The sequence below is a fragment of the Gimesia sp. genome, assembly GCF_048260065.1.
GTDB lineage: Bacteria > Planctomycetota > Planctomycetia > Planctomycetales > Planctomycetaceae > Gimesia.
The window spans coordinates 231,910-245,128 of record NZ_JBLXHC010000008.1; the positions used below are offsets into that span (position 1 = coordinate 231,910).

Consider the following 13,219-nt stretch of genomic DNA (forward strand, 5'->3'; position numbering starts at 1 on the left):
CGATTGAGAATAGTAATACCTGAATTCAACATCATCTTCCCACCAGAACATAAAGGTCCGCCTCACCATGAATCGCCTGCTATTACTTCTCAGCCTGACACTGCTCCTGACTCCCGCCGTTCATGCGCAACGCCCCAAACCCAATTACGATGAAAGCAAGGTCCCGCAGTTCAAGCTCCCCGACCCGCTGGTCACCAGCGAGGGAAAAAAGGTCGATTCTGCCGAAGAATGGAACAAAGTCCGCAGACCCGAAATCCTGGAGCTGTTCGAAACCGAAGTGTATGGCAAAAGCCCCGCACGACCGCAGAACATGTTGTTCGAAGTGACGTCTGTCAAAAACGATGCGCTGGGCGGTAAAGCGATCCGCAAAGAAGTTTCGGTGTACTTCTCGGGAAAGAAAGAAGAGCCTCGCATGGATCTGTTGATCTATCTGCCCGCGAAAGCCACCAAACCGGTCCCCGTTTTCATGGGCCTCAACTTTTACGGCAATCATACCATCACGGATGAAACAGATGTCAAAATCAACGAGCACTGGATGCGGGCCAGCAAAGAGAAAGCCATCGTCGATCATAAAGCGACCGCAGACTCGCGCGGCAAATCTTCGTCCCGCTGGCCCATCGAAACCATCATTGATCGCGGCTACGGGCTCGTCGCCATCTATTGCGGCGACATCGATCCCGACTACGACGACGGCTTCAAGAACGGCGTCCACGCGCTTTACAATTCTAAACAGAAACCCGCCCCCGATGAGTGGGGCACCATCTCTGCCTGGGCGTGGGGCTTGAGCTGTGCTCTGGATTATCTGGAAACCGACAAACAGATCGACGCGAACAAAGTCGCCGTTTTCGGGCACTCCCGCCTCGGGAAAACCTCCCTCTGGGCCGGTGCACAGGACCCGCGTTTTGCCCTGGTCATCTCTAACGACTCGGGTTGTGGCGGAGCGGCGCTGAGCCGACGTCGCTTTGGTGAAACACTGCACGTCATCAACAATGCCTTCCCGCACTGGTTCTGTGACAATTTCAATAAATATATCGACAAGGAAAACGATCTACCCGTCGATCAACACATGCTGATCTCTTTAATCGCACCGCGGCCCGTGTATGTCGCCAGTGCCGAGGACGACCAATGGGCTGACCCGAAGGGGGAATTCCTCTCGGTGAAATATGCGGAACCGGTTTACAAACTGCTGGGAACGGCCGGCTTTGGCGCAGATGACATGCCTGGCGTCAACAAACCTGTGCAGAAACAGATGGGGTATCACATCCGCACCGGCAAACACGATGTGACTGATTTCGACTGGCAGCAGTACCTGAACTTCGCCGACCAGCATTTTCAAGGCAGTTAAGCCGCGCATCACATTCACAGGCGCACATCCGGGCCAGCAGGTCACTCCAACATCCTGCTGGCCTGCTGTTTATATTGATTGCGGAACGGCACATTCACCCTCAAAACCGCCAGCTTTTCATGCGGACCACTGCAGTTTTGCCGAACGCCGCTTGCCTCTGCCTGAAAACCCACGATAATGGGGGCAAGTGTTCAATTTCTTCTTCAAAACAAACTGACGACTAGTAATATGATGAATTTTCGTATCAGGAACTCTCTCAACATCTATCGACGTGCGCCTCAAATCTGCCTGATTCTGCTCCTGCTGACACTCCTGCCGTTAACCCAGGTGCACGCAGATAAAGCCTCCGATGAATTCCAACTGGCCATTGGTCTGTACAAACAGAATCGCTGGGAGCTCGCAACCGAAACGTTTCGTAAATACCTGAAGAATTATCCGACCGACGCCAGTGTGCCCCTGGCGAAATTTTACCTGGGGCTGACACTCGTCAATCAGCAGAAATACCGGGAGGCCCGCGAAACCCTCAGAGAGTTCGCCAAACAGTATCCGCAAAACAAAAACCTGCCTGATGCCGTCTACCGCATCGCAGAATGCAGTTACCTGCTGGACGATCTGCCAGCGGCCGAAAAAGAGTTCACGGACTTCCTCAAACAGTATCCCAACCATGCGCTGGAAGAATGGGCTTATCCCTATTTTGGGGATGTGCTGCTGCGACGCGGTAAAGCCGACCTCGCTATTAAAAGTTTTCAGCGATCCCTCGAACGTCATCCCAAAGGGGCGATGGCGGAAGACGCCCAGTTTGGCCTGGCTTCCTCTTACCTGCGTGATCAGCAGATTGAGGAAGCAGAAAAACGATTCAAAGAGATCGCCGGTCTGAAAAATCATCCACGCGCCAGCGATGCCCAGATGTCTCTCGCGACCTCTCTGTTTGATCGCGGTCAGTTCCAGGCAGCCGCCGATGCCTTCCTCGAACTTCCGAAGAAATTTCCCGAAAGTCCACTGGGGATCACCGCCCGGCTCAATGCAGGTTATGCGTATTACGATCTCAAGGAATATGCAAAAGCGGTCGAGCAGTTTGACCTGGTCTCAAAAGATCCAACTCAGGCCGCAAACGCGTTGTACTGGAAGGGGGTTGCCCTGAAAGGAGAGCAACAGCTGCCCGCTGCCATCGCAGCATTTGAACTGGCCCTCAAATCCAAACCCAATCCCAGTCAGCAGGAAGCAACCACTTACCAGCTGGCCGATGCCCTGCTCCGGTCGGGCAAACCCGCAGAAGCAAAAACACTGTTCCTGCAACTTTTCAAACAGTCGCCGGAGAGTGAACTGGCTGATGACAGCCTGCATTTTGCCATCGAAGCCGCGTTGCTGACAGATGAGCTGGCTGAAGCCGAACAGCTGGCAGCTCAGTTTGAAAAGACATTTCCGCAAAGTGGACTGCGTCTGCATCACGAACTGCTCAAAGGACGCATTCTGGATGCAAAAGGCAAGCCCGAGGATCTCGCTGCAGCCGCGACAAATTTTCAGAATGTTCTGAAAGAGTCCAAACTGGAGAATACGCAACTGCTGGCGCGGCTCTACCTGGCACGCACGTATCAGAAACTCAAACAGTACGACAAATCGATCGAGGTTCTGGACCCTTATCTCAAAGATCCGAAAGCCAATAAAACATCCAGCGAGTATGCGGATGCGTTAGTGCTGCAGAGCAACAATTTCAATTCTCAGCAGAAGTATGCGGAAGCTGAATCCCTCTCGAAAGAGTACCTGAAGCAGTTTCCCAACGAAGTCCGCTTCAACCAGATCCTGGCGAACCTGATTCTGCTGACAGCCAAAAACAACAAGCCAGAGGAAGTCGATCAATATCTGAAACAACTGCAGGACCGTAAGCCCGTGGGAGACCTGTTGATTCAGACGTATCGTCAACTGGCAGAACGCAACTACGAAGAAAAACAGTGGGCCCGCGCCAAAACATTTTTCAACGAGATCGTCAAACTCGGCTCCGATTCGCCCGAGTATCCGGCAGGACTCTCAGGTTTAGCCTGGAGTGAATTCCAGCTCGCAGAAAACGAAGCTGCGGCAGAACATTTCGAGCAGTTCGTCAAGAAATTCCCGGAGAGCCCGCTCACTGCGGAAGCCGCCTACATGCAGGGGCGCAGTCTGGAAAACAACAAACAACTGCAAGCTGCCGTCGACGTTTACCAGAAAACGCTGCAGCAGTTCGCCCCTTCGCGCTACGCCATGCTCTCCGGTCTGCAGGCCGCACGCACGCTGTTTCAGTTGAAAAAAATCGATGAAGTGAACCAGGCTTATGAAGCGCTGCTGCAGAAATTCCCCAAAGTCGACAACCTCGATAAAATTCTGGATGAGTGGGCGCTGATCAATTACGAAGCGGAACAGTTCGAAAAGTCGGATGAAATCTTCCGCCGGCTGGTAAAAGAAACTCCCGACAGCGATCTGGCCGACAACGCCCGCCTGAGCCTGGCAGAAAGTGATCTGATTGCCGGGAAACTGGAGCCTGCCGCGAAAGCATTCGATGAACTGCAGAGCAATCCCAAATCAGATGAAAAAGTGCAGCAGGTCTCCCTGTACCGCCTGATTGAAATCAATCTCGAACTGCAGAAGTGGGATCTGGTCGACAAATTCTCCAAAGAGTTACTGAAACGGTTTCCCAAAAATGAATACGCGGCGTTTGCCCAGTTTCATGAAGCCGAAGCAGCCTTATACCTGAATCAGGTAGAAGCGGCGCAGGCAGAATTATTGAAGCTGACCACGGAAGACAAAGTGAAAGCGCTCGGCCAGGAACCCTGGTATCCCCGCGTCTGGGTTCTGCTGGCGGAAACTTATTTTCGTCAGAAAAAATATCAGGAAGTCGCGCAAACCGTCGACCGCTTCCGCGCCTGGGATCCGGACAGTCTGTTTCTGTATCAGGCGGAAGAGGTGCTGGGCAGAAGCCTGAAGAACCAGGCGAAATTTGACGAAGCCCGCAAAGTCTTCCAGAAGATCATCGATTCCGAAAACAGCCGTCGGACAGCAACTGCCGCCAAATGTCAGTTCCTGCTCGCCGAAACCCTGATGATCCAGGAGAAATTCAAGGAAGCCCTGCTGGCTTATCTGCAGGTGGACATCCAGTATAAGTTCCCCGAATGGCAGGCCCCGGCGCTTTATCAGGCGGCCATGTGCCATGAAGCCCTGAACGAATGGCCTCAGGCCCAGAAAACGTATCAGGATTATTTGAAGCGTTTTCCGGAACACGAACTGGTTCCCCAGGCCAAAGAACGGCTGAAAGCAGTCACAGCCCGGATCGGTAAGAAATAAGCCTCACTCCCTGCTTTCGCCATTCCTCGACTGCCCCGCACTCAAGTGGAATTGCCATTCCAGACTCGACGGGAATCTCTATCTGACGTAAACTAGTCTGTGTCCAGATTTACTGTCGCGTCTCCAAGGCGATTTGAGACGGGTATATTAGATTGAATGACGCCAGGGTTAAATGTAATCCGCTCTAGATTCCATTCTGAGTTCAGGCTGCCATGCAAACTCAGTTTTTAAAGAGCAACCAGTCTATGCAGTTCGCAGAACCTGTTCCGGCAATCAACACGAAACCGGTTGCTCACCACCAGATATTCGAGAGTGATATTCAGTACTCATGATCAAAATCAACAGTAAACCGCCATCGAAAACAGGTTCCTCTGTCGATCAGCAGCACAGTAGGCGGTACCGGTTCCTGATGATACTGCTGTTACTTTGTGGTCCGGTTCTGATGCTTTCTCCCGCCAACAGCTCCGCGCAGGAACGACTGCCTAAGGTTGTCGAATCGGTCAACGGAGAGCTGGTCGAAGTGAAAGATCCCAATGGGCCGCTCCCGGAAGCGGGTATGCTGCCTGACCGGGGCAAGAAGATCCCCTTTACCCCGCAGGAAATCATTGAAGAGCTGAAGTATTTTCTGCTGCCGTTTGTGATCGCATCCATTATCTCCATGTGGTTCATTATCGAACGGCTGGTCATTCTGCGATCCGGACGGGTGATTCCCCGGCATTTCGTGACGCGATTTCTGAAACTGCTGCAGGACGGTAAGCTCAATTCCCGCTCCGCACTCAAACTCTGTGACGAAAATCCCAGCCCGATCGCCTCCGTTTTCGCACACGGCGTGCGCAAATGGGGTAAACCGAGTGTCGAAGTCGAACAGGCCATTATCGATGGCGGCGAACGACAGCTCTCTCAGTTACGTAAGCATCTGCGCGTCATCAATGGTGTTGCAACAGTCGCCCCGCTGATGGGGCTGCTGGGAACCGTCATCGGCATGATCCTGGCATTCAACGATATCGCCAACAGCAGTGCGATGGGAAAAGCCGAAGAGCTTGCCGGCGGGATTGCACTCGCGCTGTTAACCACCGCACTGGGACTGGGCATCGCCATTCCGTCGCTGATCATGTATATGTACCTGGCCGGACGCGTTGATGGACTGGTCATGGAAATGGATCAGTCGGCCCAGGATCTGGTCCACCTCATCTCTGCCGAAGGGCTCGCCGCCAGTGCCGCCAACCGCAAATCGGCTTCCGCAGCACCAGCGACTACCACCAAAGCCAAACCGGATAAAACGACGAGTAAGTCGTAAGACTCTGCTTCCACTGTGATCCGGCAGAACAACCACTTCTAAGTTGTTCCGGGACCTGTCCCTATTTACAATAGAGGACGATTCCCCCGCCGGGGTTCAGTGTCCTGCATCCAGCTTTTTGCTGGAATCACTCTTAGTTCCGAACAGATAGAGATACCTCATGGCTGAATCGAAAGATTTCAAGGCAGTCCCGCTCGAAGAGGAATTGTCTCAGATTGAACGCGACCTGAAATTCTACCCTTCCCAAACGACCAATCCCAAAGTACTCACGCCCCGTGATATTGAACAGTTCAACGAGGACGGCTACCTGCGAAACCTGCGTGTCTTCGACGAACAGGAAGTCGAGGAGAACCGGGAATACTTCGACCGCCTGCTGGAATCGGTGATCGCTGCGGGCGGAAACAGCTACTCCATCAGCACGGCGCATATGAAATACGGCAAAGTCTATGACCTCTTGACCAACCCGAAAATCGTCGCTTACGTCAAAGACCTGCTGGGGGAAAATGTCATCGCCTGGGGTTCGCACTTTTTCTGCAAAATGCCCCACGATGGAAAATCGGTCGCCTGGCATCAGGACGCCAGCTACTGGCCGCTCTCCCCTTCCAAGGCCGTCACAGTCTGGCTGGCCATCGATGATGCTGACCCGGAAAACGCCAACATGCGGTTCATCGCCGGCAGTCACCATCACGGCCATATGACTTACCGACCGAGCGGCTCCCACGAAGACAACGTGCTCAACCAGACCATCGAAAACGCAGAACAGTATGGCACTCCCGTTGACGATACACTGCAGGCGGGTGAAATATCGATCCACTCCGATCTGCTGCTCCATGGTTCGGAAGCCAATCAGTCGGATCGCAGACGCTGTGGCTTAACCCTTAGATACTGTGCCGCCGACGTCCGGGCCGGTATGGACTGGAACGCTAAAGGCGTCATCGTCTCCGGCTCCGATCCTTCGGGGCACTGGTTAAATCCAAAACGGCCTGAAAACGATTAACTTTCGCACTCGCACCCTGGAATTGACATCTGATGCAAAAATATTACGCGGAAATTTTCGGTACGTTCATCCTGCTGTTCTCGGGCGCAGGAGCGATCGTCACGAATCAGGTCTCCGAAGGGACCGTCACGCATGTCGGTATCGCTCTGGTCTTTGGACTGGTCGTCACCGCCATCATTTATGCGATTGGAGAAATCTCTGGTGCGCATATCAACCCGGCTGTGACAATCGCATTCTGGGTCGGCGGTCGCTTTCCCGGTAAACAGGTTCTCCCCTACATCGTCTGTCAGGTGATCGGCGCACTTGCCGCCTGCATCCTCTTAAGAGTCATCTTCCCCGGCCTCGACAATTACGGCATGACGCGGCCCGCCGGCTCGGACATGCAGTCCCTGATTCTGGAAGGAGTGCTGACCTGGATGCTGATGTTTGTTGTGCTGTGCGTGAGTACCGGCGCCAAGGAGACCGGCATCCTGGCTGGTGTCGCGATTGGTGCGGTCATCGCGCTGGAAGCGATGTTTGCCGGCCCGATCTGCGGCGCTTCCATGAACCCGGCCCGCTCGCTGGCACCAGCACTGGTCAGTAACAACCTGCAGTCATTGTGGCTCTACCTGGTTGGTCCGACTGCCGGCGCGATCCTGGCGGTTCCGTCACTCTGGCTGGTACGCAATAACCGAGACTCACAAACCATTGAAACTTCTGAAGAACCTGTAAGCTGAATGTAAAAGGATCACACACTCGAATATCGCTCGTATCCTGGAGTGCATCAACGTCTGACCAAAACCACAGAGAGGGTTAAACCATGATCAACTGGCAACACATTCTAGTCTGGGGACTCGCTTGTTCCGGATTCGCAGTCTCCCTGGTTTACGCTGAAACTCCCGCACCAACGGGCGATGCTTCCATTGTCTCACCAGATGCAAAACTGGAAGAGCTCTGGGTTGATAAAGGTTTCACCGAAGGTGCCTGCGTCAGCATGGACGGCATCATCTATTTCAGTGACATCAACTTTGCCGGCGGAAAAGGCAAGATCATGGCCTTTGATCCCGCTACGGGTAAGACGACCGTCTTCAGTGCCGACAGCGGACAGAGCAACGGGCTGATGATCAACAAAAAAGGCAAGATGCTCGCCGCCTGTGGTGCCAATAATGGTAAACAGTGCCTGGCACAAATCACAAAGAACGGGAAAGTGAAACCGATTGTCGACAAGTTTGAAGGCAAGAAATTCAATGCCCCGAACGACCTGGTGATTCACCCTAAAGGCTGGGTCTACTTTACCGATCCCCGCTATGTCGGACACGAACCGCTCGAACTCGATCACATGAGTGTGTTTCGCTACGATCCCAAAACCAAAACCGTGCATCGCGCCACCACTGACATCACCAAGCCCAATGGCGTCGTGGTTTCACCCGATGGAAAAACCCTGTATGTCGCAGAGACCGACAACGGTGCCAGCGGCCTGGAAAAAGAACCACCCAAAGAACCCAAACTGCGAATGACGCTCAATGCGTTCCCCATCAAAAAGGATGGATCGCTCGGCAAGAAAAAAATCCTCGCCGACTTCGGCACCAAAGAGACCGGCATTGACGGCATGACCGTCGACGAGAAAGGCAACATCTACGCCGCGTTCCGTGCAGAAAGTCGATTTGGCATTGTGGTCTTTTCACCAGAAGGCAAAGAGCTGGCTTACATTCCAACGCCAAGTCTGCCGACCAACTGCACGTTTGGAATCGGCGATAACGCCTCCACACTTTATATCACCGCGGGAAGTGGCCTGTACCGGATTCCCTGTAAGATCCCCGGATTCCACCCTTCTCTACCCGTCGATAAATAGTCGTTCAGCGGGATTCTTTCAGAGAGACCAGTCGGCCCAGCGCCACCTGCTGGCGAGTGACTTCTTTGAGCACCGTCCACCTGTCTGAACTCTGTGTCTGCAGCAGTTCAGGCAGGTAAGGATTCCGCTGGAAATACATGACGTAACGCGAGACCGGCCGTTCAGATTCAAAGGGAACCAGTTGAATCCCCTTGCGTTTGATCTCTGGTGTCTCCTGCAGCATCTGCAGCCAGGCGGGATGCAGGATCGGTGCAATTTGAATGATACTGTTGTCCGGAACTTCCTCTACAACCTCCGCCAGCAGATCCGCGGTCAGCGAATCCCCCCAGTAGGTCGCTTCCATGCCGAGTTGATCTGCTCCCTTCAATCCCCCTAAGAGCAGACTGTAATAACTCAGCCAGCAGGGGGCATACAACAAAGAACCGGTGAACTGTGTCAGCAACAAAAGAGTCACTGTCACGATGGCAACCTTCTGACGGAAGCGTCGGGTCAACCAGTCAATCACAGTTGTCGCCCCCAGCCCGATTAAAATCGCCAGTAGCGGGAAGACCATCAGAAACAGCCGCACGCCGTCATACACGGTGACACCGGGCAGCGTGAATAAGATCAGAGGCCACAACAGAGACACAAAAAGCAGTAGCCCTGCCGTCGGTCGCTTTGGCTGCTCGGTTTTGAAATCGTGCCAGAGTTTTGTAACACCAAAACCACTGCAGATCAGGAGCCCGACGGGAACCGTGGTCAGCAACATGACCCAGGCATAATGCCAGGGGAGATCGCGGTCGGCATATTTAGTTCCAAAGTACTCTACATACAATGCCGCCCGCCCGGTTGTTCTGCCCAGGTATTCGCTGAGGTGCCCGACTGGATCAAACCAGAGCCACGGCCAGCCGACAAAGAAAACCAGGCACCCCATGCCGCCCCAGCAGAGTAAAGGGAGTAGCGCGTGCTGTCGCCATTTCCAGATCGCCCAGACGATCACGGGAATCGGAATCAGGATGGCTTGAATTTTGGTAAGCAGCGCCAGTCCCAGTAGAATTCCGGTCAGGCAGGCGCGCTTGTTCGTCGGTGCCAGCTCCGTATCCCACCATTGAACAACAGCCAGAACCGCCATCACATAAAACAACGCCGTCGGCATTTCCAGAGCCGCCAGATGAGCATGTCCAAACAGGCGCGGCAGTGCCAGGAGTGAACCGGCGGCGATCAGCGCCCCCGCGTGACCTGCCCGCTTAAAAGTAAACCAGCCCACCAGAAAGACCAGGCAGGCAAAACAGACCGCAGATGCATATCTGCCATAAGTGACGACAAAGGGGCGACCCTCGTCACCCGCCAGTCCGGCTACCGACTCGTGTGCCAGGCCGATCAAAAATCGTCCCAGGGGGGGATGGTCAGGCAGATAGTTAGGATGTTCAAAGATTTCCCGCAGGCTTTCCGGGGCAATAATCCCCAGACCATACACGCGTATCGCCCGTACAAGAAACACGCCCTGCCCGACATTAAAGGGTTCATCTACCGTCATGCCCGGCCCGGGTCCGGTGAAACTGAGATCGTCTGCACAATCCAGCTGAGAGCCCACCAGTAAAAACGACAGTCCCGCCAGCAACAGATACCAGAAGAGGGCAGCAGGTCGCCTTGGGGCAATCGATTCGGGGGAAGGCTTGTCTTGTTTCATACCCGTCATTATGCAGAAAGTCGGCGCGTAAAAAAACCCGACCAAGAGTTTGACCTCTTGGCCGGGTTTAGTCGTTCACGCAAACCAGCAAATCCCTTTGCGATTGTTCTGGTTGTCCAGTGGGTCGCTCTCTCGACACCGTCCATAATATCGAGAACTATGCGGCCCTGGCAAAATCACCTTAAGGCATTCCTGCCCGGTCTATTAGGCGATCTGCTTTTTACGTCCAACCAAGGTCCGAATCCGTTCGGCCAGTAATGCTGCGTCAAATGGTTTCCGGAAAGTTTCGTTGAACAATGTTCTGTCGAAACCGCTGGCGTTGTCTTCATCGCTCAGCAGGGCAATCAGAACAGAGTCTGTGTAGTCTTTGTTTCTTCGCAGGTTCTGAGCGATCATCAGAGCTTCATTGCGACCCATTGCGAAATCAACGATGACGCAGTCGGGGTGCAGTGATTCAGCCTGGATACCAGCTTCAAAACCACTCACGGCGTATTCAATCTTGAAATCTTCAGTTGCCATCAGATCGTCAAGGCTTGCACGAACCTGAGTGTCAGCACCAACGAGCAGTAATTTGCCCATGGCTTCGTCTTCCAGTTCGCCTAGCGGCATACCGTGTTCTTTAAGAAATCGAATAAGGTGCTCACGTGGGATTCGTCGGTCCTGAGAACCGGGGATCCGGTATCCTCTCAGACGGCCGGAGTCGAACCACTTACTAACCGTGCGGGGTGCAACCTTACAGATCTTTGCTACTTGGCCAGTAGTGAAGATCGTTTTCATTGCGGGCTCTCCAATCACATGCTTGGCAAATCTATTCGAAGAAAGGTTACTTTTCTTCTGCTTTAACCCCCACTACTTTTCGCGGCTATCCTGGCCAGTCAGTTTCAAGTTGTAACCTGAGTAGTCTTGGGTTGGGGTTTGTTTCAGGAGACAGCATCTCCAGAAACTGTTTCAATATGCCAATCTTTAATTTTAAGGAAATTTGGGATCTGGTACGTAATACTTTTTGGGGTTGGACTGAATGACAATCGCAATACCATTCAGATCAGTTCGTCAGACTAGATCCATCTTGTCCTCTCCCCCCTTACAGACAATTGAAGGGATTGAACCCGTCAAACTGATGTTGACTGGTTCGACGTGGTTTTTACGTCTTTCCGGTTTCAACCGTCTGCCCTAATTGCATCGACGAAACTGGAGTGAGGACTTTAAGTTCTTTGACAAGAGAGAGTGCAGTACGGACAGAGACACTGGGATTAACTGGCAGGGAAGAATCAATGGTGAGGAATATCTGGCCGTAATCCTCTATAATTCAGGCACTTAAATCGCTTGTGAGAAACACTTAAGATATGAACCAAATTTCTGCAGGCACTTGAATTTTTCACACAGGTTTCCGGCTTTTTTCCGGCCTGTCGCCCGGGAGAGGGCGGATAATCGTTAGGACAACAGTGACCGGCAGCAGGTTCAAACTGATTGCACCCGTCTTATCTATTACGACGGAGATGCCGGTTTGTGTTGGAGGTATTTCTAAATCTACTAAACGATCGTCTCTGTCAGGAATACTCCTGAAAACCCCTTTTTCGCTTGCCCTGCCACAGATGTCTCGTCTAAGATCAATGCACTTTTCCAGCCAGCCCGACCGGAACTTCAATTCTTTATGAATTGCAGATCACCAGGGCAAGCAGATCTTTTTTCCATTCATTACGATTCAGTGATCTCTGAAAGTCGACTTCTGTTTCTGATTCCAGCCAACTCAATCCGGAAATAATCCACGCACTATGGCGCAGTCACTCCAAGAATATGCTGAATGGTTAGCCAGTCGCGACGACCTGATCTGGCCCGTCGCGCCGGAACTGGTGGTTCCCAAAGCCACCCCCTTCCTGAAACCTTTACCGGGAATCAAAGCGGTCACCTTCAGCGTGTACGGTACATTACTCCATATCGCTGACGGCAGCCTGCTGTTCGATCATGAACAGCAACTCAGAATGCAGATTGCCCTCGATAAGACCATTAAAGAGTTCAATATGTGGAACAGCATGTCCCGCAAACCGGGTGCGCCCTGGGAATACATGCTCACACAATATCGTAACCTGCTCGAAGACCAGCAGATTTCCAGCAAGACTGCCAAAGGCGAAAAACCGGAAATCAATTCCGTTGAGCTCTGGAAACAGCTCATCATGCGGCTGCAGAAGAACGAATATTCGTTCGACGAATCCTTCTATGGAAACCTGGATGACTTCAGTCTGAAAGTGGCCTACTTCTTTCATGCGTCACTGCAGGGCATTCAACCGATGCCTGAAGCTTTAGCGACACTTGAAGAATTAAGTAAACGGGGTAAAAAAATTGCATTATTCGCCGATGCACAACCTTTCACATTGGTTCACCTATTGCGGGGATTAAGCCTACAAGGTAAACTGCCGCCACTTTCCGAGCTCTTTACTCAGGAATGTTTTTGTTTGTCCTGTCGTGAAGAAGTCCGTAAACCATCAGCGTCTCTCTACGAGAAGCTGCTCGAACGATTTGAACAGTCAGGGATCGCTCCAGAAGAAATTCTGCACGTGGGAACCCGCATCGAAGACGATCTGGCGATTGCCCGAAACTTCGGAATGAAAACGGTATTGTTCGCCGGCGATTCACTCAGTGTGCATGCCAGTAAAGCGCAAGTCCGCCATTCAGACACAAAACCTGACAGATTGATCACCAGTTTAGGCCAGTTAACAGAAATCCTCGATTAACATTGTTTCCGGTTTTTGTTAGTATCTCGGCTTGATCAC

General features: G+C 52.7%; 9 protein-coding genes. 7 read left to right on the forward strand and 2 right to left on the reverse strand.

Going from position 1 to position 13,219, the window contains the following annotated elements:
* Positions 1-67 precede the first annotated feature (67 nt).
* From ACN0YN_RS16910 to ACN0YN_RS16935, 6 genes are all read left to right on the forward strand, one after another.
* Entirely contained in the window at positions 68-1,345 is a 1,278-nt protein-coding gene (locus tag ACN0YN_RS16910) for an acetylxylan esterase (RefSeq protein WP_417386207.1), read from the forward strand.
* A 228-nt stretch (positions 1,346-1,573) separates the two neighbouring features.
* Entirely contained in the window at positions 1,574-4,657 is a 3,084-nt protein-coding gene (locus ACN0YN_RS16915) for a tetratricopeptide repeat protein (protein ID WP_417386208.1), read from the forward strand.
* Positions 4,658-5,066: 409 nt separating this feature from the next.
* Positions 5,067-5,954: a MotA/TolQ/ExbB proton channel family protein gene (locus ACN0YN_RS16920; RefSeq protein ID WP_417386209.1), complete on the forward strand. Its 888-nt coding sequence runs from the start codon at positions 5,067-5,069 to the stop codon at positions 5,952-5,954.
* Between the two features lie 160 nt (positions 5,955-6,114).
* On the forward strand, positions 6,115-6,951 hold the full coding sequence (locus ACN0YN_RS16925) for a phytanoyl-CoA dioxygenase family protein (RefSeq protein WP_417386210.1): 837 nt from the start codon (positions 6,115-6,117) through the stop codon (positions 6,949-6,951).
* Between the two features lie 32 nt (positions 6,952-6,983).
* Entirely contained in the window at positions 6,984-7,667 is a 684-nt protein-coding gene (locus tag ACN0YN_RS16930) for an MIP/aquaporin family protein (protein ID WP_417386211.1), read from the forward strand.
* 83 nt (positions 7,668-7,750) lie between these two features.
* Positions 7,751-8,782, forward strand: a complete 1,032-nt coding sequence (locus ACN0YN_RS16935) for an SMP-30/gluconolactonase/LRE family protein (protein ID WP_417386212.1) — start codon at positions 7,751-7,753, stop codon at positions 8,780-8,782.
* A 4-nt stretch (positions 8,783-8,786) separates the two neighbouring features.
* Here ACN0YN_RS16935 and ACN0YN_RS16940 read toward each other — a convergent pair whose 3' ends face one another.
* Together ACN0YN_RS16940 and ACN0YN_RS16945 are read right to left on the reverse strand one after the other, a co-directional pair.
* A complete protein-coding gene (locus ACN0YN_RS16940) occupies positions 8,787-10,451 on the reverse strand; it encodes an ArnT family glycosyltransferase (protein WP_417386213.1) in 1,665 nt (554 codons plus the stop codon).
* A gap of 204 nt (positions 10,452-10,655) precedes the next feature.
* Positions 10,656-11,228 (reverse strand): helix-turn-helix domain-containing protein, encoded by a 573-nt coding sequence (locus ACN0YN_RS16945; RefSeq protein WP_044238118.1) that lies wholly within the window; start codon positions 11,226-11,228, stop codon positions 10,656-10,658.
* 995 nt (positions 11,229-12,223) lie between these two features.
* Here ACN0YN_RS16945 and ACN0YN_RS16950 point away from each other — a divergent pair.
* Positions 12,224-13,180: an HAD family hydrolase gene (locus ACN0YN_RS16950; RefSeq protein ID WP_417386214.1), complete on the forward strand. Its 957-nt coding sequence runs from the start codon at positions 12,224-12,226 to the stop codon at positions 13,178-13,180.
* Positions 13,181-13,219: the final 39 nt, after the last annotated feature.

What these genes read in the sequence shown, in the direction of transcription:
- ACN0YN_RS16935 (WP_417386212.1), top strand. Translation starts at nt 7,751, where the DNA reads ATGATCAACTGGCAACACATTCTAGTCTGGGGACTCGCTTGTTCCGGA.
- ACN0YN_RS16940 (WP_417386213.1), bottom strand. Translation starts at nt 10,451, where the DNA reads ATGAAACAAGACAAGCCTTCCCCCGAATCGATTGCCCCAAGGCGACCT.
- ACN0YN_RS16945 (WP_044238118.1), bottom strand. Translation starts at nt 11,228, where the DNA reads ATGAAAACGATCTTCACTACTGGCCAAGTAGCAAAGATCTGTAAGGTT.
- ACN0YN_RS16925 (WP_417386210.1), top strand. Translation starts at nt 6,115, where the DNA reads ATGGCTGAATCGAAAGATTTCAAGGCAGTCCCGCTCGAAGAGGAATTG.
- ACN0YN_RS16910 (WP_417386207.1), top strand. Translation starts at nt 68, where the DNA reads ATGAATCGCCTGCTATTACTTCTCAGCCTGACACTGCTCCTGACTCCC.
- ACN0YN_RS16930 (WP_417386211.1), top strand. Translation starts at nt 6,984, where the DNA reads ATGCAAAAATATTACGCGGAAATTTTCGGTACGTTCATCCTGCTGTTC.
- ACN0YN_RS16950 (WP_417386214.1), top strand. Translation starts at nt 12,224, where the DNA reads ATGGCGCAGTCACTCCAAGAATATGCTGAATGGTTAGCCAGTCGCGAC.
- ACN0YN_RS16915 (WP_417386208.1), top strand. Translation starts at nt 1,574, where the DNA reads ATGATGAATTTTCGTATCAGGAACTCTCTCAACATCTATCGACGTGCG.
- ACN0YN_RS16920 (WP_417386209.1), top strand. Translation starts at nt 5,067, where the DNA reads ATGATACTGCTGTTACTTTGTGGTCCGGTTCTGATGCTTTCTCCCGCC.